Source organism: Bradyrhizobium sp. CW1, assembly GCF_023100665.1.
Classification (GTDB): Bacteria; Pseudomonadota; Alphaproteobacteria; order Rhizobiales; family Xanthobacteraceae; genus Bradyrhizobium; species Bradyrhizobium canariense_D.
Map to the genome: position 1 here is coordinate 6,992,425 of NZ_CP064684.1, position 20,378 is coordinate 7,012,802.

General features: G+C 58.1%; 14 protein-coding genes. 2 read left to right on the plus strand and 12 right to left on the minus strand.

Annotated features, from left to right (window positions below):
* Positions 1 to 541 precede the first annotated feature (541 nt).
* From IVB54_RS33600 to IVB54_RS33655, 12 genes are all read right to left on the minus strand, one after another.
* Positions 542 to 2,041, minus strand: coding sequence for a chromosome partitioning protein ParB (locus tag IVB54_RS33600; protein WP_247776883.1), 1,500 nt, complete (start codon positions 2,039 to 2,041; stop codon positions 542 to 544).
* The gene (locus IVB54_RS33605; RefSeq protein WP_247776884.1) at positions 2,007 to 2,582 is read right to left on the minus strand and encodes a hypothetical protein; all 576 of its coding nucleotides are present in this window, start codon (positions 2,580 to 2,582) and stop codon (positions 2,007 to 2,009) included. Before IVB54_RS33605 ends, IVB54_RS33600 begins: the two co-directional genes overlap by 35 nt.
* Positions 2,579 to 6,388 (minus strand): hypothetical protein, encoded by a 3,810-nt coding sequence (locus IVB54_RS33610; RefSeq protein WP_247776887.1) that lies wholly within the window; start codon positions 6,386 to 6,388, stop codon positions 2,579 to 2,581. The genes IVB54_RS33605 and IVB54_RS33610 overlap by 4 nt, the downstream gene beginning before the upstream one ends.
* A 242-nt stretch (positions 6,389 to 6,630) precedes the next feature.
* Positions 6,631 to 7,653, minus strand: a complete 1,023-nt coding sequence (locus IVB54_RS33615; RefSeq protein WP_247776889.1) for a hypothetical protein — start codon at positions 7,651 to 7,653, stop codon at positions 6,631 to 6,633.
* 367 nt (positions 7,654 to 8,020) lie between these two features.
* Positions 8,021 to 8,665 (minus strand): hypothetical protein, encoded by a 645-nt coding sequence (locus tag IVB54_RS33620; protein WP_247776891.1) that lies wholly within the window; start codon positions 8,663 to 8,665, stop codon positions 8,021 to 8,023.
* Positions 8,666 to 8,675: 10 nt separating this feature from the next.
* Positions 8,676 to 9,692, minus strand: coding sequence for a transcriptional regulator (locus IVB54_RS33625; RefSeq protein WP_247776893.1), 1,017 nt, complete (start codon positions 9,690 to 9,692; stop codon positions 8,676 to 8,678).
* Positions 9,668 to 10,846, minus strand: a complete 1,179-nt coding sequence (locus tag IVB54_RS33630; protein ID WP_247776895.1) for a HipA domain-containing protein — start codon at positions 10,844 to 10,846, stop codon at positions 9,668 to 9,670. Before IVB54_RS33630 ends, IVB54_RS33625 begins: the two co-directional genes overlap by 25 nt.
* 462 nt (positions 10,847 to 11,308) lie before the next feature.
* A complete protein-coding gene (locus IVB54_RS33635; protein ID WP_247776897.1) occupies positions 11,309 to 11,809 on the minus strand; it encodes a hypothetical protein in 501 nt (166 codons plus the stop codon).
* 364 nt (positions 11,810 to 12,173) lie between these two features.
* On the minus strand, positions 12,174 to 12,620 hold the full coding sequence (locus tag IVB54_RS33640) for a hypothetical protein (RefSeq protein WP_247776899.1): 447 nt from the start codon (positions 12,618 to 12,620) through the stop codon (positions 12,174 to 12,176).
* A 238-nt stretch (positions 12,621 to 12,858) separates the two neighbouring features.
* Positions 12,859 to 14,784, minus strand: coding sequence for a hypothetical protein (locus tag IVB54_RS33645; RefSeq protein ID WP_247776901.1), 1,926 nt, complete (start codon positions 14,782 to 14,784; stop codon positions 12,859 to 12,861).
* Between the two features lie 223 nt (positions 14,785 to 15,007).
* Positions 15,008 to 15,352 (minus strand): hypothetical protein, encoded by a 345-nt coding sequence (locus tag IVB54_RS33650; protein ID WP_247776903.1) that lies wholly within the window; start codon positions 15,350 to 15,352, stop codon positions 15,008 to 15,010.
* Positions 15,353 to 15,515: 163 nt separating this feature from the next.
* A complete protein-coding gene (locus tag IVB54_RS33655; protein WP_247776905.1) occupies positions 15,516 to 15,737 on the minus strand; it encodes a hypothetical protein in 222 nt (73 codons plus the stop codon).
* 2,159 nt (positions 15,738 to 17,896) lie between these two features.
* Between IVB54_RS33655 and IVB54_RS33660 the strand changes: the two genes are divergently transcribed.
* Together IVB54_RS33660 and sugE are read left to right on the plus strand one after the other, a co-directional pair.
* The gene (locus IVB54_RS33660; RefSeq protein WP_245288498.1) at positions 17,897 to 18,604 is read left to right on the plus strand and encodes an SPASM domain-containing protein; all 708 of its coding nucleotides are present in this window, start codon (positions 17,897 to 17,899) and stop codon (positions 18,602 to 18,604) included.
* A 115-nt stretch (positions 18,605 to 18,719) separates the two neighbouring features.
* A complete protein-coding gene (gene sugE / locus IVB54_RS33665) occupies positions 18,720 to 19,034 on the plus strand; it encodes a quaternary ammonium compound efflux SMR transporter SugE (protein WP_018458212.1) in 315 nt (104 codons plus the stop codon).
* Positions 19,035 to 20,378: the final 1,344 nt, after the last annotated feature.

Consider the following 20,378-nt stretch of genomic DNA (forward strand, 5'->3'; position numbering starts at 1 on the left):
AGGCGTAGCCGTTGCGGAAGGCGATCGAGGCTCTTGCCGTCCCTCGGGCTTGATCAGCCCATTCGAGGTTGCGTTGGACGCCGCCCATGAACGAACTGACGGAGACCACCATGGCTGCCGGCATGCGAACAGCACAAGGACCCGGCTTAATCGGTCGAACACACGCTGACGTCAGCGCATCAGCGGCGATAGAAACGCGCAAAAGAAAACGATGAGCGCCAATTTTGCATGCTGTCGTGGCGCGTCGGGGCGCCACTGGAAGAAGCCCCCGCCGAAAGATGATCCGAACGGAGGCAGTCATTCGTCTCATCAAGGACCAGGCCAACGGCACATCGCCGCTGATGAAGCGCGCCGGACGACGATCCTATGTTCGCGGTTCGCTACGATCGGCACAGATCGGAGGGTCCCGCATTTCGTCGTCCAGGTGCGGGCTTGCGTCAGAGAGTCGTCGCTTTGCATCAATTAAATGGGCCGCGCGCCGAGGCGCGCGGCCGGATTTTGGGTGGTTGGCCGGGGCCGCATGCGCGGCCCCGGCCAGAACTCACTCGGCAGCCTCCGAATAGGCATCATCACGCCCAGCAGTGGGCGCATCGGATTGCTCTTGCGGCTTGGCCGTCCTCAGCACGGCGGGCAGCCAGTCGGTCGCAGCGAGCAACTGCTCAGCCGCTTCCGCCATATCGACCTTCTTCATATCGGCCATTCGCTCGGCCGCCTCGCCGCTCACGCCCTCGCAGACGGCCTCCAGAATGCGCGCCTTGGTGACGCGGCCGAGATAGCTGCGCACGGTCGGCCGCCAGTAACCGGTCATGTCGAGGGAAACCGCTTCCGCCAACCGGTCGGCTGTTACCAAGGAGCGGGACCTCCGCTCCCAGGGCAGTTTGACTGCCTTGACGGTCAGCGCGACGCAATGGGCGAACAAGGCCATGCGGCTGTCGGAATCGAGTTCGGCCACAAATGCCCACAGGCTCGTGACGTCGCGCGGAATCTGCCTTGCCCAATTGGCGTGGCGGTCCGCCCAAGCCTTGCCGGTGGGCGTGTCCTCGATCCCGTCCGCATGCCCTGCCAAATCCGTCTTGATCGGTTGGATACCGACGACATGGGCGTCCGCGCCAAAATAGAAGATTTGCGCGGCGAGGGCATGGGTGACCGCAACGATGGCGACTTCCGGCTGTTCGCTCAAATTGAGCCGGAGGCCCAAAGTTCTGTGAGCGGTGAGGTCGCGAACGAGAACATCAGACAATGGGCGGTCGTCCTCCTCTTCATCGGCGGCACCCTCTACTTCCCTGCTCTCATCTTCTGCGGCCAGAGTATCTGCTCCCTCCGGATCGGCTGCCGCCGCTTCCACGGCTTGGTCCGCTTCGGAATGAGGCTTTTCGTCCGCGGGGCGGATGAAACCGCGCTCGATCCGGACGGCACCATCGTGATTGAGGATCACGAACGCGCCGCCGCGCGCGACGTCTTCGGGGTCGTACGCCTGCCGCTTGGCTTCCAGCCGCTCGATCTCGGCCTCAAGCTCGCCGAACCGGGCATCCACTTCATCAGACAGTTCATCGGTCGTCTGGTGCTGTTCGGTGAGGCCGTCGAATTCGGCCTGTACCGTTGCAAGAGCGGCCTGATCTTCCACCGAAAGCTCGACCGGATGCGGATAGGTCCGCCGCATGCCGTGGGCGTGCGGGAAATCGAGATAGGCTTCCGTCCATTTCCAGCCCTCGGCCGCCCGAACCGCATCGGCTTCGCGACCCAGCTTTGCCGTGACCAGCAAATCAAGCAGCGCCACGTCTTCCAGATAGCCGCCGCGATCCTCGCTGAAGAGGTCCCGAAGGATCGAGCCGCCTGCTTCGGTGTACGCCTCAATACCGACAAAGCGCGCGCGGCGGTCGGTTGCGGCCACATGGGTTTCGGTGAGCATGCGACGGATGGTGCTGGCATCCCGGTTATAGGATAGCCGCTCATGAACGCCTTCCTGCCGGGCGTGATCATCGGTGATGGCAAAGGCCATCAACTGCTCAAGAGCCAGATCGCCGTCGCGGTAGGCCTGCATCAATCTCGGCGAGACCGCGCCCAACCGCAGGCGCCGCCGCACCACATGCGGCGTCACGCCGAAGCGGGCGGCGATTTCCTCGGCACCGAACCGGTGACCATGATTCCCTGAAAGGCAGAACGGTGTCACGGCCGCTCATTAACTTAAACATCCCCTCCGCCGCACAATCGCGAACACCGCTCAGCGCCAGCCCCGGGTTCTTGAACGCCGCGGCCACCTCAAGGGCCTGCATATCAATGACCGAACCCGCAAGGGATTCCTCGGTCAGTGATTTGATGCTGGCAACGAGGGGTTTTGAGGCGAGGTATTCAAAACGTTGCTCGATGACGGCCTTGTTCTCATGCGAAAGGAGTTCTCGAAGATGGTGCCAGCTCAGCAGCAACACGCTTCCGCTACTCTCGAATGCACGCTCGAACGCCGCCGCCTTTTCGCGTGCAGCAGATTCCTTGGAGAAGGTGTCGCGAATAACATTGACAAGATGCGAGCTATCGAGCGCAACTAACTTTGACTTGATGAGGCTTCCGGCTGTCACGGCGTTCACTCAAAACGGCCACTGCGCGCACGATCACGCTCGGTCTCGCGAATTCGCCACGCATCAACTTCGTTCCGCAATGATTGCGTGGCCCGCAGCAACGGCGCGGCCAGTACAGGCATGTCACTTAGGTCAAGCTGGTCAAGAAGCTTGAGACGGGCGTCGTACTGCGAGGATAGTGAGCCAACGCCCCCTGTTGGAAATAGCCGACTTGCGATCTCTTTGAACACGGCCTCCTGGTCCGGCGCCTTCAAAAGCAGGAGCCGCGTGATCTCTCTCCAGCCGTCCGGATTCTCGTCGTTCTTCTGATTAAAGAGAGTGGCAATCGCCGTCGCTAACGGGTATCGCGTCCTTGGGTCCTTATCACACCACGCGATCAGCGTGGCATCTGGCACCGCGTCCATTGGGCTCTTGTTATGGCGTGCAAAATCGCTCATTAATCCAACGCTTCTGTTTTTAGCTTTCTTGTCCCCCCTTATCAGTTCATCCAGTACTTCGCATGGATGAACCTTGAGCAAGGATGTCATCAAGTCATCGTACTCAAAGGCCGATACATTGTAACCGGCAACGGCCGAAAGCAGCCCCCTACAAAGCTGTCGCACGATTGGCTTTCCCTCATCGCCTTTTAGGGAAGCGGAAACAATGACACCCAACTCATAATCTTCGCGCTGATTGCGACCTTGCGCACGCTTAAAGGAATACGCCGCCAACAATGCCCGGCCAACCTCGGCGACTTCCGGAACGGAAGCCTTTTTGTCGCTGCCATCTGCGTGGATGCGCATGGATAATATTTCAATCGCGACCGGGCTCCCGCCGGGTCTGGCATTGATGGCCAGTACGAGAGATTTGAAATCCGGCCCTGAAAGTCCGTCGCAGGCGCGGCCAGAGGCGAGATTGTAGTAGGCGTTGATTGGCGCTTGCCCGAGAGTGAGCGCCCGTTGCAGACGTGCGGCCCCGTTTTGGTCAACCGTGTCGAATGCTTGCAGAACAGGAAACCATTTTGCTAGGGTCGGGTTTTCTACCGCCTCATCCAGAAGAGCATCGGCCAGATCGCGGTCCCGCGTGCGCAGCTCGTCGACGAAACCTCCCAGCAGGCCAACGCTTGGATTTTCTGTAACGGCTACTTGGTTCACCATGGCGCACCACATCTCGCGTGGATGCTCTGCTGCGAGCGCCAACCCGCGGCCAAACCCGACCTCTTTGTTACCGCCGCGGATCAAATCGGGGAGTAACGCCTTGAATGTGGCGTCGTCTGCTGCAACATCCTGGCCGAGCGTTTCGACCGTTGCGGCTGCGCGTGCGAAGGCGCCTACATAGTCGTCATTTTCTACGTCGTCCAAATCATCAAGGTCGATGCTTCTCCCGCCCTTCGCGCCGAGGACGACCCCTCGGACTTTGTTCATTAGATTTTTCGGGCGCAAAAACTCTTCTAACACCTTGAGGCGTGCCAGAGATTCTGCAGCAAGCCCATTGCCATAAATGCAGGCCTGTCTCGCCGCGATCCAGCCTTCGCGCCAGAACCCCTTCGCAGCGACGGCATGGGCGATCCGCTCCAAGTCGTCGGCTCGGTTGACATTCGTCCAGAGCCCACGAAATTCATGGGCGATTGCATTGCGCACGCCTTCGCCAACGCTACTGTCCAGAAGCGCGAGCGGTTCGGCGAACGTCAACGCGGCGGCGAACCAATCCGCAACGTCTTTGCTGGTTGGCGGATGATAGCCGTAATCGCGTGAGCGAACGCCAAACTCAAAATTATAAACAGACATAAAATGGTTGGTCTTAAACACGGCTTCCAGCGCATCTGCGCCCAGCTTTTGCATCCCATCATCGCTTGATCGCATTAGCCCGTCGATTACTGAGAGGCGGGTCGTGATCGGGGCGTGTGTTCCGGACAGCACGACATAGAAGAGAGACTCAACGATCTTTCTCGGCTCATCGTTTGAACGTCCATCTCCGGGAAGGCGGGCGAATTGCACCAGCAACGCAACGGCGCGGCTAAAATGCTGGGCGTCGTACGCCAACGAACGAAGCAGTCGGGTGAAGGGCTTGCATTTGCCAAGAGTTGTATCGTCAGCGTTTTCCAGGGCGCTCTCTAAAGCCGAAAGCACGGCACTTGGCATGACGGGGGCGACGTTGCTGAACATTGCCCGGCCGAGATCGTTAAGATTGGCGACATCAGCCAAGAGTCCGCCAGGTGCAAGCCACCCTTGAACAATGTCACGAGCCTCTTGGCTGCTGTCGAGATAACCCAATCGCCTTGAGAACGATTGGAGAAGTCGGGGCGGCGCATTTTCGACGAATGCCGCGAGAAGTTTTTGGCGTGGGATTCTTTCAAGGGCGGTTGTTGCCAGCCGGTTCGCTATCGCGTGTGGTAATACAGCGCGCCACGGGCCACGCGTCTGCAATAGATGCCGCTGCTTTAATTCCGTCACCGCGCCAAATACATCTTCAGCGGTTCTGCCGACAAGTCCGCCGAGGACCGGCAGTTCGGCATCGTCCCCGTCGAGCTTCTCGCCTTCGAAGGAATAGACGAGGGAGCACGCTTGAGCCATCGAGAGTAATCCCGCGTCGGGATCATTGCGCTGTTGGAAGAGGCGACTGAACAGCAAGCCGTCACTCAAGCCGATGACCGTCTCGTTTTTACCCACCGTTCCGGCGAGCGCTAGGGCGACACGCGCATTGCCACCGGAGGAGTCTGCAATGGTCTTGCGATCAATCTGAGAAAGGTCGGGGAACGGATTTGCAATCAGCTTCTCGATCAGCTCAGGAGACGACGTATCGAGCACGAAAACGTCCGTGCCTTCGGGCTGATCCTCGCGGATATCGTATTCAACGGTAATGACGCTGAGCGTGGTTTTGGATGACCTAACGATCTCTGCAAGCTGCCGATGAATTGAGGGCGGGCAATTGTCGATGACAAGGATGGCACGGGTCTTGGCAGCGATAAGGTCTGATGCCAACAGGCCGGGCTGCGGATCGGGTCCGTCTGCAACGTCGGTATAAACGGCTAGCGATGGGTCGAGTGCGTTGATGCCTACGGCAGGCTCAAATAGCGCTTCAACAAGCCGCGTCTTGCCGACGCCCGATAAGCCAACTAAACGCGCCACGTGCCCGGGTGTGCGAAGCGCATCCCGTATCTTGTTGATGCCATCGGTTGCGGAAATACCATCGCCTTCATCCTTATCTCGCGTCCTGATCCGCGCCGCGGCATCGACCAGATAGGTGGCATCGGCGCCTTCAGGGCGAGATGACCAAGACCCGTACGCCCGCCAACCGGGGATGGACTTGCCAATCTTTGATCGCACCCATGGGATCAATCCCGGATGGCTACGTACCCAGGTGGCCATCCGGCCCCGGTCATAAAAATCAAGGGTGAGCTTGTCGGCGTCGGGCATTCCTTTCAAGGCTTCCGCCATTGCATCGCGGCGGCTTTTGAGTGCCGGGTCCGCCGTCGATCCGGCTGCGCTCACGATGATGTAGGCGCCCGAGGCCTGCGCCAATTCCGTAATAACGGGGCGAATTTCCCCCTTAGGCGCAGGCTTCATCTCAGCGAGAATTTCGCCCCGAGGCATGTCCTGCTTTTTTACCTGAAATCCCGTATCCGGCTTTGGGATAAACCCGTCGATCGCCGCCGAAGCGGGAAGCGCCACCCGGACATCGAGACCGCCATCCTTGGCGGTTTGATTGCCGCTCCATGTAACGGCGACGGTGGAAAGCTCACGCTGGCGCAGCTCCGCCTCACACAATCGCCCCACGAGTGCGCGCAAATCTTCGTCGTTTAATGCGGCGACGTGCTCGCCATCAATTTCAAACATAGGTTGAAGCTAGGGAGGCCCATAGAGTCGGTCAATTCGAGGCGCGCAGAAGCCAACTGGAATTTTGCGGGGTAAGCGGGTCGACGCCGTCCACAGGCTTGCGATTTTTACAGCAGGCCGTGACATAGGAACGACGAAATTTCAGGTAAATAGCTGATTTTGCTCACAGAAATAACGAGCGAGAAAAAGTACAGAATTTGCGTTTCGCCGGTCCTAGCCAGAGCTAAGACTTCTGATCTCGATTAGTTGCTCAATAGTCCATCATGAATGTACTTCGGATCAAAGTCCGTGAGCGCATCGAGTGGATTGACAGGAGCGCCCCAGATCGCCTGTCGCACCTCGGGTGCGAAAGCCCAAAACTTCTCTAGCCCGGCTCGGTTCGCAAAATGCGGCCATAAATCTTCATTGAGAATGATCCGCTGCAACGCTGTTCGGGCGATGTGCTCGACAATCGCTTCTTTGCGCAAAAGTTCAAGACGTCTGGGGCGGTCAAACGGCTCAAGAAGGCGGTCTTCGTGTAAATGTTCTACAGAACTGCGATCCGCGTAAATCTCTCCCATCACGTCACCATGCCCGGTGCCGATGAACAGTTCGGTCCTGTTTTTGAAATCACTTGCACCTTTGCCCGGCCTCGTCAGCACCAAGCCGTCAACGCAGCGCGCATACTGATGCAAGCGGTGGAGCAGATCCTGTTCGGGACGTGTCGCAATATAAAGATGTAAAACTCGGAACAGGCGCCAGTGACTGTCACCCTTGGCAATTCCGCTAATCTTGCCGAGGTGCGTTCCGACAGACGTAGCCTGCCGCAGATCGGACTGCGAGACTTCCGGATAGGGCCGAAAAATGTTTGGTACCGGCGATTCCAAATCTTGTGCTTGGCGTACACCGATTTCGTCATCTTCGCGTGATCCGGTCACGATGACGGGCTTGTGGGCGGTCGCAAATGGACACATCAGAAGAAGACCAATATAGAAATTCCAAACGCGTCGCTGAAGGGGTTGGCTTTCGCCGTCCAACACATCGGGCTGTTTTGACTTCAGCTTGCTGAGGATGAAAAGGTTGCAGTCGTCCACCTCTTCGGCGCGAATACTGCCCAACCATTCACGCCAATGCGTGGGCATTTTGAACTCCGCCCCGGTTAAGACCGACAGTTCGGGAGAGAGCGGTCCTTCGGAAAACCCGGCTTCGTCATCCTTCAGGCTTAGGCCGAGCAAGGCGTATTTCTCGCCGTCGTCTAACCACGTGCCAGATTTCTGCTCACTCATCTCTCATCCCTTCCGGTGCAAAGATCATTCAAAATCGCGAAGCCACCAGCGCCGCAAAAAAGATCAACAACGCGACCAGGATAGCCACAACACCTTCGGCATTGATCTTGAGGCACAGCAGACTGACTTGAAGCTTGGGTTCACGCATCGCACAGCTCTCCATTGAATACTCTGAGAACTGCCGGGGGGATTTGCTTTTGTCGTCAGTTTCGGAGAGGGCGTCAAGTATTATTGGAAAACGGGGATTGAAGGTGGTTTGAAGCGCCTTTGAAAGTAACCTTGCCCTCAGCACACGCCTTCGGCCGCTGACCGATCTCAATCGGGAGGTGATTCGCCTGTTAGCCGGCCCCCTCACTCATCTAAGTCATCATTCTTCAGCGGCTTCTTTTTCCGAGGCCACGAAGCTTCGCCCCAGTTTTTCATACCAATTCCGCAACTGCACCAGGACCATGCCAACGTCGAATGATAATCCCGCTACATCTGACGTCGCCCTGTCGATGTAGGCAGCGTCCACATGCTCTTGATCGAACGACGCTCCCGTCTTCCTTCGCGTCCACTTGCTGCGCACCGGGGAGTGACCGATTTTCATGAAATCGAAGATATAAAGAGAGTGGACGATCTTGTTGCGCCGGGTCGCTTCGGCCCGTAGCCGCTGCATGACTTCGTCAAAGGATGTCACCCACGCTTCTTGAGCCGGGCTGCCATCCGCGATTGCCGAGGAATGAACAATCGATTGAACCAGATCAATCTTCTGGCTGTTCGACAGAAGAGCGATGATGCCATGACTAACGTGCCGTCGATCTAGGCCGATTGCGAGTTGGATGATTTGATCGAGCTTGGATTCCACGTCTTGAAAGACGACCACATACATGCCGATGAACTGGAATAGGCGCTTGATCTCCGCTTTTTCCTTCTGTTCCCCTTCGTCCAGAACGGGTAGCTCGGGGAGCTTGTCCTTGAGTTCAGGATTTTGCTCAATCGCAGCAACGAGGCTTTTCCATGTGACAACCATTCAAGCCCCCTTAGCTCCTTATCGAAGCGCGATTGTTCCGCATCTTTTCCAGCTCTGCTTCCACGCGCTCAACCGACAAGCCAGTGACGCCGAACCGTTCATACAGCGAGGCAATGAGGGGTTGGAGATGCGTCGCGAGGTTGGATTTGATGTCCTTCACAGGAACAAGCGCCTCCAGCATAGCTTCATCGCTGCGCGCGGCGCCACCTTCCATGAAGAGGTCCGTCATCGGGCTTGCCCAGGCGCGAAGGACCCGCCCGCTAAGACCGGTATAGAGAACGCGCAACCGCACATTCACCTTGTCTTTGTCCTCGGCTAACTGCTCCGCGAGGGCCTCGGCATGCAGCAGGGCTTCACCCAGTCGCCATGTTGGGAGCGTGGTGTCAAAGATCGTTCTCGGCGCGAAGGTATCCTGCACGTCTTCCTGATAACCGCGCATGATGACGGCGCGGCCGGTGGGCGCTGCGCGCCAGAAATCGCAATGGGCGGCATCCCCGAAGGGACGGTCAACGCCCGCATCCGCCGGCTTGAGCCAGCACTCAATGACGCCGTCTAGTTCACGGGGCCTTACCTCGGGGCGGGTCAAGAATAGAAAAAGCGGCCAGCCGGTGTTGCTGCGTTGGGCCTTGCGGAGCATTTCCTCAAAATGGTGGAGCTCAACCGTCTTTAGATCGCCTTCTAGCGCGTAGTCGATCCGGAACCATCCATCTGGAAAGCGTCCGGGTGAATCCTTGGAAAGTGCGCTGGTAAGTTCGCGCCAACGGGCGAAGGCTTCCTGCACGAATGCACCCTGCGCACCTTCTTGGTTCGGTTCTTCGACGAGGCCGACAACGCGAAGGATGTCGAAGGCCTTGCCAAGACTGAGTGTCGGCTCGCCGCGATCAAAGGATACGATGGTGGGGATGCTAACGCTCGCAAGCGCCGCATGCTCTTTCTGCGTAAGTTTCTCCTGCTTGCGGCGGCGGATCGCCTCCGCGACAAGTTCGGACCAATTGAGAGGGGTTATTCCCCGAGGATTCGAAGGCATGCGCGGCTCACGATCTCTTGGTAGCGGTGGACAAAACCTTCGGGCGGCTCGCCTTGTGGTGGCTGGAGGATTTTCGTGGCGCGCTGCACGCGGCTTTTCAGATCGGCGAATGTTTGCTCGATCGCCCGCGGCGCAAGCCCGATGCTCTTGCCGAAGTTTTCCAATGTGGCGCGCGTGACTTGATCAAGGGGTATTGTCTTTCCGCCGATGGACAGCGCGAGGTTTTGATCAAAGCCGTCATAGAACGCGGTATTGACGATATCGTAGGCGGGCGAGAGCCGCAGCCCCGCGTCAGTCTCAAGAAGCGAGAAATTCTTGAGATGGGCGTCGCAGTTACCGACGAGCGCAAAAACGACGAGGCGGCGGAAAAAGCGTGCAAGGTCGATTTCGGGGCGGACGGAGTACTGCTTGATGACGTTTGCCACGTCTTCGTAGGAAGCATCGTATTTGCCGGCGAAATCACGGCCTCTTGGCTTGCTGAGAATCTGCGCGAAGTCTTCAAGACGAAGCTTGGTACCATCCGGCTTGCGATCAAAGCGGGTGACGATAAGGGCGGGCTCGTTGAGCACGGCCACATTGCCGAGCACGAATTCGTTGACCTCGTCCTTGCCGAGAACTTCAGCGCTCCATCGCAGGCTTAAGGCCTCGTTCCGCACAAGGGATTGAACGGCTTCACGCTCCGAATTGAACTTGGCGATGTAGGGAGCAAAGCCATCGGCCCCGGCGGGGGTGAACCGATTGCCTTCCTTGACGACGAGAAGCTTTCGCTGGACGCCGGAAACGGTGCGGCCTGGGCTAGCTGTCACTTCGGCGGCGGGCTCGACATCTTTTCCTTTGTCGCCCGCAAGGCGACGAACACCGACCGCGCCGATGCAATCCGCGCCGTAGCGGAGCAGGAGGCCAAAATCATCTTCCTCGGCGATATGGGCGGTGCGCGCCTGTTTCTCGCGCAACCAACCTTCCGGGCCGAGATGTTGAAAGAACGGATGCTCCCCTTGGGGCCATTCGTGTTCCCGCTGCAAGACCGGGAGCGCACAGGCGATGGGCGTTTGCCAGTTGGGGGTATAGATGAAGCGTGTTCCGCCATTGGCCGTTTCTTCGAACGTGCCAGCGGGCTGATCTTTGAATAGAACTTCTGCTTTCCTAAGTGTCATAGTAAGCTGTGGCTGCCTGAGTTTTATTCGAAGGAAACTACGCCATTCTACACGTATATGGCTTAGTAGGCGATCCAATTAAATCAGCAAGACAGCTATAGTTTAGTATACAGTTATTGCTATGATATTAGGTAGACATAACTTCCTATTGATAGGAAAATCAACGACTTAGCCGCAAGACTCCGCTTTGATTGAGCCACGTCTAGGCGAGATCCGGGTTCCGGGGCTTTCCTGGGAACCGGGCGGAAGGCTTAGCCGGCGCAAACTGTTCTCTGCCTCACACAGTCACTCTACCGCTGCTGGCTGACTTGGCGATGCTCGCCACCACCCTTCCTGCTCGCCTCGGAGGCGCGCTGAGGCTGAACTTTTACCGTTTGCGTTCCGCCCTCACCCGATGAGCACGTCGGCTGCATCAGAGATGGTGGTTTAAAAGCGATGGCCCTCAGGAATTTAAGCTTAAGTTCAAGCGGCGGACCCCTTGCCATACTTGGGCTTGCCCGTGCGGTGACCCATAAGGCTATCGATCAAGCTGTCGGGAGCTTCTGCTGCGATTAGCCGGTCTTTGAAGCTGTGGCGTAGTGAATAAACTGAATGGGACTTCGTCGGCCGCAAATTGTTCTCGGAAAGAAATTTGTTCAGGGTATCCTCAAGCACTAGCCATTCACGCGATGTTCGGTTTTTCCAGAAGGGCCGGCCCTTCCAACGATCCTGACCACCGTAGATTGCGCGCCGCCCGACAAGGCAATTTCGAAACCCAAGCTGTTCGATTTGGGCATAGCGATCTGCAGCGGAGACGATCGAAGGCTCGCGCAGGAGCAGGCGCGCGATTGCTGAAGCTTTGCTAAGCGCGGCTACTACCCCCAATCCGGCGAGAGGATCAAACGTCTGTCTGCGCGTGGCCGAGTTTCTCGGGATGCGCTGAATTTGGTTGCGGCCAAAAAAAAGGCATTCTGACATCGCCACTAACTGCGGCCGCTGCAGCGTACAAATCGGACCAGCCGGAGAAATCGCGGCGTGCTTCCAGGTTCGATTTCGGTCAAAGCAAGTGTACCGGCCGAAACAGCACGGTGCATGCCGGCTGCCAGGAGCCTGCAATTTATTTTTTGCTAGCTAATTCAGCGCGTCAGTTTGTTGATATTCTTGTTGGTATTCTCCGAATACGAAGACGAATATAGTCATATTTTCATACAGTTATGACACTAAGCGATTGCCGGTCAGGAAAACGGCCTCGGCATTCTTCGACTCGAGTTTCGTCACTTAGAAGTCCTCCGCAGGATTCTTTCTCTCTGCTCGCCGGGGCGCGAACGCGCAGCAGGACGCGGAACGGCTATCCGGCCAGCGTTCGCCAGTCCTTGATGACGACGGCAAGAGCGATCAGCGGCAAGATGATTTGCATCCATGCCTGCAGCATGGGTGGCTCGAAGAGCCAGGGCATATGTTCCTGCGTCTCCGCGGGCAAATACATGCAATATTCGGGTTTGAACGCATGAAGCCACTCGAACAGAAGGCGGCTTCTCTGGAAGGTATTGCACTCGCCCTGCGGCGCGAGCAGCAGAAAGAACTGCAGACTCAGGAAGGCCGCTCCCAAGGGAGGTATCGCCCGGAAGAGCCCGTTCTTGAGGTCCTTCTTCCCCCGCGTGCGCGGCAAATCTTCCCGAAGGAAATAAATCGCCAGTATCGCGAGCACGATCAGCAACGGCCCTAACACCAGAAAATAGCCGGCATTCAGCTTCAGCTTCAGATCGATCAACGGGACTTTGATCTCGTCGAACACCGAAGGTGCTCGAACGGCCACGCAAGCCGCAATGCAACAGAGACTCAGTATGAGAAAGTCCCGACACTTGGGATCCTTTTTCGTTTGGTCGGCATCGTCGTGAGGCATCCGAAAAGGCATTCTTTCTAAAGTGGAAAAAATTCGTCGAGCGCCTTCGGACATATCCAAGGCACGACCTGCGTCAGCGCTTCTACGTCACCATCTCGACCGAAGCACAAGCAACAATAACAACTTGCGGTCAGAACCCTAATCTTGAACGGACCCAACCATGACGACCGACTGCGTCGTTATGGTCACCGGGCCCTTGGGTGACGTCCTTGACGGCGTTCGTGACGGCCTTGACCGCCTCGTTGTTCGGTCCGGGGCCTTTCGTGACGTCATGCACGAAGTTTTGGAGCACCTTCATGATCTCGCCGTTGGGGCCGATCTCGATGTCGCCGATGGTCACCCGCATGTCGCCTTCCACGGCCGGGCAGGCCGGATGTTTGGCGGACTCGAGAGCAGCCGAGATCGCCGCTCTCTGGGCCTCTGCCTCGGACCGCGAGATCGCGCCATCCGACGGGTGCGCCTCCAAGTCGGCGGACACGGCGTAACCGTCCTGGCCCGTTTTCACGTCGGCGACGCTGACGCGGTATTCGATGGCATCGTGCATCAGTCGGAACGAAGTACCGTCGTCGAACCGATGCGTCGTTTCGAGAGCGACCCGCTTCGGAAGGTCGTCGATGACGAGGGTCGGCTGACCAATGGACTGAGGCACCGGAACATTCCATCGCAGCCCGACCGGAAATAGATCGGTCTTGAAATCGCCGATCTCGATGCGGCCATCGGTCTTGACGTCGGCCGTTACGCCGCCGCACGGCATGGATGCGTCGAGAACGAGTAGGGAATGGCCATTGGCCGCGATGCGGTTAAGCCGGAGGGTGCCGTCGACATGCTTGCCGGCGCCGCCCTTCAGCATGACGGTCGTGCCCGCGCCGCCGCCGATGGGAAACGGGTTGGCGTGAACGTGGACCTTCGCTTCCATATCCATGTTGAGGTCGACCGCAAGCGCGGCGCCCTGGTTCGGTAGCCACCGTGCGCCGACGTTGGACATGACAAGACGGGCCGTCGCCGAGGTCGGGTCCCTCAGTTCGACGTAGGATTTTCCGTCGGAGACCAGCTGACCCGTGGTCGCGATAGAGGCGATCGTGGCGGTACGATTGGCGTCGGGAAGCCGCGCGATCTGCTCCGCCATTCCTACGATGGTGGCTCCTTTCAGCATGAGGACGAGGTCGTGCTTCTGCTCCAGATCCTTGACCTCGTCGCCGAGCTTCGTCCGCAACGCGACGACTTTGGCCGGCAGATCGGCTTGCGGAGCGGTCGGCTTGGCGGGCGCGACTTCGTCCGGCGCGGTCCGCGTCGCCGTCAACCATACGCCAGACTCGACGAAGAGCGGCATAGAGGGCGCGAAGTTCTGCCGCACGGTTCGGCCCGGCAGAGAGCTCTTGAGTGTCACCGAACCCGCGCTCGTCGGAACGGTGCTGACGTTGGCGAAACCGGTGTCGAACGCTAATCCGTTCTCCATCGGGACTTCCACGACGAGGTGACGGTCGAGCGCAAGCATGAGACCGGACGCGATGACTTCTCCGACCGTGCGTCGTCCCGGCAGATCCAGGAAGCCCCAATCGAGCCGCGGCTCCGCGTTCGCGATCGAGATCGCAAACTCGGCGACGGTCTGCGCGCTCGCACCCGCCCGCTCGACCAACTTCGTGCCTCGGAAGGCGAGGTCGCCTTCGACGTGCATCTTGACGGCGGGGCCGTGGCTCTTGCTCGCCACACGGATTCCCATCGCGGCTCCGGCAAGACCGATGCCCGGCTTGATGCGGATCCCTTCGATCGTCGCCGCAATACCTCCGACCTTCTCTGCGGGCACGTCGACCGTCGCACCGACCAGCTGCTGCAACGCGCCGTCGAGCGCCTTGTTGGAAAGGAACGCCGCGGCATCCGCGGCTTGAGGACGCAGCCCGTTAGAAAGGGCTTCATCCATGAGAGCCAGCGCGGTCCACTCCGCTCCCAGCCTTTCGCGCATCACGAAGTCGTGCTTGTAGGTCAGCCAACTCGCGGTCGTGGCCAGGCCGACGGCCGTCACGAGACCGACGGAAGAAACAATGGCACGCGTTCTCATGTCGGAGCGCTCCCCGCCGCGATGATCGCGGCACTTTGCCCATAGCATGTAGGAGTTGAACTGCAGATGAACAACGACAGGACGCATGGCCGTCCGCACGTGTCGCAAAACATTTGCAATGACGACGGGCTCCAGCCAGCGATCGTGTGGCGCGAAATCCCATCGGCACCGACGACTTGTCTCCGGAGCGTGGACGTAGTTCAAAGGCCGGATCGATCGCGGATCAGGCCGGAGCGTCCGATCGCAGCCGCGGATCCAGCATGCCGTACAATACGTCGCCACTCTCGCGGAAGATGCGCTCACCCGGCTTTCCGCCGCCCGGCGACGGCGGCGAATCGAATTTGGCCGGCGTGATGTTCGGCATGATGCCGTTGGCGTGCAGCTGAAAAAGCGATTGATAGAGCGCGTGCAGAAAACCAAGCAATTCCCGCACCTCGTCCACGGTGGTGTTGGCCATCAGGGCGTCGGCGGTCGCCCGATCGATGCTCTTATGCGCGAAGATCTTGTGCCGGATCTCGCGGTACCTGGTCTCGTAGACTTTTCGCCAATGGCCGACGGCTTTGCGCATGCCGCGCACGTCGTCCGTACGAACCGTGCGCGTACGCCGCAGCGTCCTTCGGTGTCATGCCTTGCGCGATCCTCCGTCGCTCCTAGGCGACGGCGCTCAAAGCGGCGATGTCGCACGTCACGACGCCGAGCAGCTTGTCGATATTGTGCAGCGACTTCGGGTCCTAGTCGAAGATACGGCCGAGCACGACGAACGCCGACATCAGCAGCGCGTAGCGCGTGGTGATCCAGAACTTAGCGGTTTCGTCCATCCTCTCCACGACGTCCGGGTTCTTGGATGGGACGAGTTGCAGAGCAAGGTAGCCGAAGAAATATTGCAGCGCCGCCTCCCCCTCGGTGCGGAACATCTCGAGTTCATGCTCGAGCGGAGATCGTCGGGTGATCATTCGGTCACCTGGGTGCGCCAATCAGAACGAATGGAAATGCTCGCCCCGAACAAGCCAAAGTAGGCGAGACTCGTGCTCATACGCCGATCTGCGTGCGCGACAGCCTGGGACAGAAGGGGCGATTGGCGCCTCGAAAAGCAACCACTTCGGCCGGCTACGGAAGCGCTCAAAATGAGCTCAACAATGAGCGGATCGGAGTTCAGCACCGAAGGGGCATCTGGGCGACAAACTCTGCGTCTGAATTTGGTGGCGCCCCAACAAACACAACGCAACCAGCGCTGTCGTGGTAGCTATCTGGTAGCTACGACAATCCATCGACCCTCAATCTATGTATTAAGTCTCTGATTTATTTGGTTCAGTTGGGTGGGCTCGAACCACCGACCTCCTGTTCCACAGACTAAAGGTCGAAATTCAACCGCACCAATATCGCACCAGAAACGGCGTGAACGAACCGCAAAGAAAGCGATCGAGCTCGAACGAAACTGCAGCAAAATCAACCAATCCGATCGATAGTCTGCCGCTCATAATGGTCTGGTGATGTTCGAGTTACTCGCTCCACTAGGAATCAGAAACCTATACAGCGCAAGCCAAAGAGCGCCGCCACAGTGATCGCGTCGAGGCGATAGCTGCTGTCGAGCGGATCATCCGAGCAGCATTTGTTGTAGAGAGCCCCTCCTCCCGTGCGATTTACGTTCGGGCCGCTATCGCTGAACAATGCCGCGGAGATCGCCGTGCAACAGCCTGGAAAGAAAAACCCGACGGACTCTGCTTTTCTCGGAACTTGTGGATAGGTTGTGGTCAGGCTGTATGAGGAGATTGTCGTCGGGATCATGATATTACCGCGGCCTGAGGGCAAACATATATCAGGCAGGTGCCGATGATGAATCGAAGAGTTGTTCCCGGCTCGTGTAAACTCTCGATCGCAAGACTCGACGGGTGGCTCGCGACGTGCGGAGCTCACATCTGTGAGCTTGCTGAAGAGAGGACTTCCCGGTCATATCGGCGCTCGTCGGCAGATAGGCCCAATCCGTTGTGGTGCTTTCTGTGTGCGACTTTGTACCGTGCCGCCACCGCCCTGTTTTGCCGTGCTCGTCTTGATATAGATTTCAAGGCGATGTTTGTCAGCAAGAAGTCAGCACCTGCCGTCGCTGCAATCGATCGACCAGCCTCACGCCACGTCCTCTCGAGTGTTGGCTTGCGCGTCATAGATTCTCACTCGCAGCATGAGAAACCGCTTCTTCAGCTCGCGTGCGCCTGTTTTGGCCCCGTCTCTCGTCGCAAATTCAGTGTTGTGTCGCCCATCGATTTCGAGTGCGTAATCTGAACCGGCATTCACAGGCGTGAGGGACCATTTTTTCCTTGACAGTAAGAAGACGCGGTCGACCACTTAGCGGAGCCGCGCAAATCGCGCCAGCTCACTCCTATGTTGAGTAACGTTTTCAACCGCTGAAGTTCGCGATTTCCTGCACGAAGGTGAAGCCTTTGCAATCTCGACCGGAGCCAAGGGCACTCGCAATCGGAACTTCGCGGGTCGATGCCAACCATCATGATGACGTGGTGCTCGGGGCAGGCTACACCGTCAAGATTCATAAGAAAGCTGTCATTCAGCTCATTTTCGAGAGAGCTTGAATCGTACGTAGCGTCATATTGTACTCTATCGATTGCGTAGAGTATCACCTCGGTCGCGCATTTGGGAGGACATTCATCGCGGACGTGTCGAGTTAAGGACAGTACCGCCAATGGCATGAGAGATGCTTCTTGGAATAAGCGAGACGTTAGACGAGCCCCATCGACGGATGTGCATTCGGCAGCCGTCCAATCCTGCTGGACTGGGGTGTTATGGGAGAGAGCCGTGGCGCATTCTTCATCTGCCGCGATCGCGCTTGCGACCATGCCGAGTCGCGCTGGTGGACGACGAATCGAGAACGGAAGCATGAGCGAACCGGCATGAGATGCAAATCGACGGTCCCCTCAATATCTCTTTGTTCCAAACGCGGAGCGCGGAAGTGGACAATATAGAATCGATGACTCCACAGGAGCTGCGCTCTGCAATCAGTGGCGGCAGGGTCTTGGAGATAACTACGACAACTGGCTGTGTCGTCGGATGTTCTTATTGTCCGCAAGACAAGTTTGCCGAACGGCAAAGAGCGATATCCGACGTGAAGCATCTTTCTCTCCAAGATTTCAAGCGATGTCTGGCGCGCGTACCAGCAGCCGTCGACATTAGCTTTTCCGGATATTCGGAGCCTTGGCTCAATCCAGCTTGCACCGAAATGGTTGAGCATGCCTATGCGTGTGGCCATGGAATCCGAATTTTCACAACCCTGGTAGGAATGAACGGGCGGGATCTAAGACGTTTGCGTGCGATGCAGTTCCGCGTTTTCCTAGTGCATGTTTTTGATGACGGCACGCACATGGATAGTGGTCTCGTCAAGCGCAACTATGTCGATTTGATGCGCCAACTTGTCGATGCCGACTTTTCATCGTTGCTCTTCATAGTCATGGGCGAGGTGCATCCCGACCTTGTCGGCATAATTCCTGACGAAGCGCTGGTTCGTTCGCGTCCGCCGCGCAGCAGGGCTGGCAACGGCGAGAAGATGGTTGGAGCGCGGCAGCCAATCGTTGGAGCACTGACATGTCCTGACGAACGGCAATATCGTAATGTTCTTCTCCCAAACGGCGACGTTACTTTCTGCTGCATGGATTTTGAGCGACGACACGTTTTGGGCAACCTCCTCCGCGACAGGTACAAGGATCTCTTTGAGGGGGCAGCATTTTGCAACATTGCCGATCGCATGAACGGAACGGATGGCTTTCTGCTTTGTCGATCGTGTGAATTCGCCGAACCAATAACGTCGGAATGCTGATCTTTGAGAGAAGTTGACCTCTGCTCGAAGCGAATCGCGAGCCCTGGCAAGGATGGCGCTGCGCTCATCACCACATCAGCCGCGGGGACGACCCTGCCATGAACGGAGGGCCGCCATGGCCTGGAGCATTTTGTTGGCCGCCGGCCTGCTGGAGGTCGCCTGGGCAATCGGCCTCAAATACACGGAGGGCTTTACCAAGCCCGTTCCGTCCGTGCTCACGCTCGCGGCCATGGCCGGCAGCGTGATCCTGCTCGGCCTTGCTCTAAAGACGCTGCCCATTGGAACTGCTTATGCGGTCTGGACCGGCATCGGTGCGGTCGGCACCGCAGCGCTCGGGATCATCCTGTTCGGAGAACCGGCCGCCGCGTTTCGCCTTGCCAGCATCGGGTTGATCGTCGCCGGCATTGTCGGGCTGAAGCTCGTGTCCTAACGAAAACACCGAAAGCATTGACCCCACCAGGTCAGCGCCGCAACGATCGCCGAGGCCGGCACGCTAATTCTCCTGGCATGGACGATCGAGCTGGCCACGTTCCAGCGCACCGCCGAGCGGCGCGGCGCCGACAGTGGCACGGAAGTCGCCAAGAACAACGAGCGGATGCAAGGCCTCTGGGCCGAGACCATCTGGCCGCGACTTGGTCGTCACGCGAAAGCCCTAGTGCGGACGATACGCCAGCTGCCCATCAGGGTCCCACCTGCATCGGTCTGGCACAATAGCACCACCTAGAACGGCACGAACAATTTCGCTTCCGAGATCGCCGTGCGAATAGAACAGCAATGAAACCCAGCTATGGGTCTGATCTCGGGGAGACGGTCAAGAAAGGTCGCTTGCCGGAGTTATACGACGCCTGATCTCCGGAGCAGCAGGGGAGAAGATGCAGATCGGCAGATCGTGTTCGTTTGTTTCGGACCGCTTCCGGCCATGCCGCGTCGGCATCATCAGGAACTGCCGACCCAGTTCAATTCCTAGATCGCAGAGGTGAGCTTGCGGTCTTTGACTGAGCTCAGCACTGCGCCTCGAATTAAGGTGCGACTTCATTGTGTGGTTGCAAAGAAGGTCGATCACCTAATCTCTTTCGCAGGAGCGTTCACTGAAATCATCTAACCGGCGGTGCCGGCGCCCGGCATTCGATTCGTGTTCGACCTCAAACCCGGGGCTTGTTTGAGCAATGACTGCTATTGTCGGGTTGGCGACATCGCGATCGAAAAAGGCCAGGAGCTTGCATCGTGCCCGTCGGCACAGAGTCTGCACACCACTAGGTTATGGGAGCGACGCTGCGAGTTCAGTGGCTCACGTTTCGTTCTGGAAGGCGCGCACTTCGTGTTCGGTAGGTGATATGCGATCTGACGTTCTTGTTGGGGCTGCCGCAGCAGTTGCGCTCCTCGCATGCGGTTTTGCTCATTCAGCGGATCTCCGGCCAGTCGTCAGCGAGCCGTGCTGTTTCCAACCGAACGAGCAGCTGCATTGTCTTCTGAGGCATTGTTGTGATCGGCGCCTGCAAGGCAGGTCCACACGTCTTTGTCGCCGAAACCGCACGTGTGGTGTTCAGCTTGTTACGCGCCCGGCCAAATTCTGGCGTGAATCGGAGCAGCCGTGGCTTGAAAAGGCAATCGCCGCCGATACCGCCAACAGCAGCGAAAGTCCGCGAAGGGACCTATGCGGCGTTCCCGCGGCAAAGGGCCCAATTCGATTATCGTCCTTTCGATAAGCCCCGCGGAGCCGGCGTTGAGCAAGCGCTTACACCGGCTTGCTGCATCAGATTTGAGTGCGAGTGTA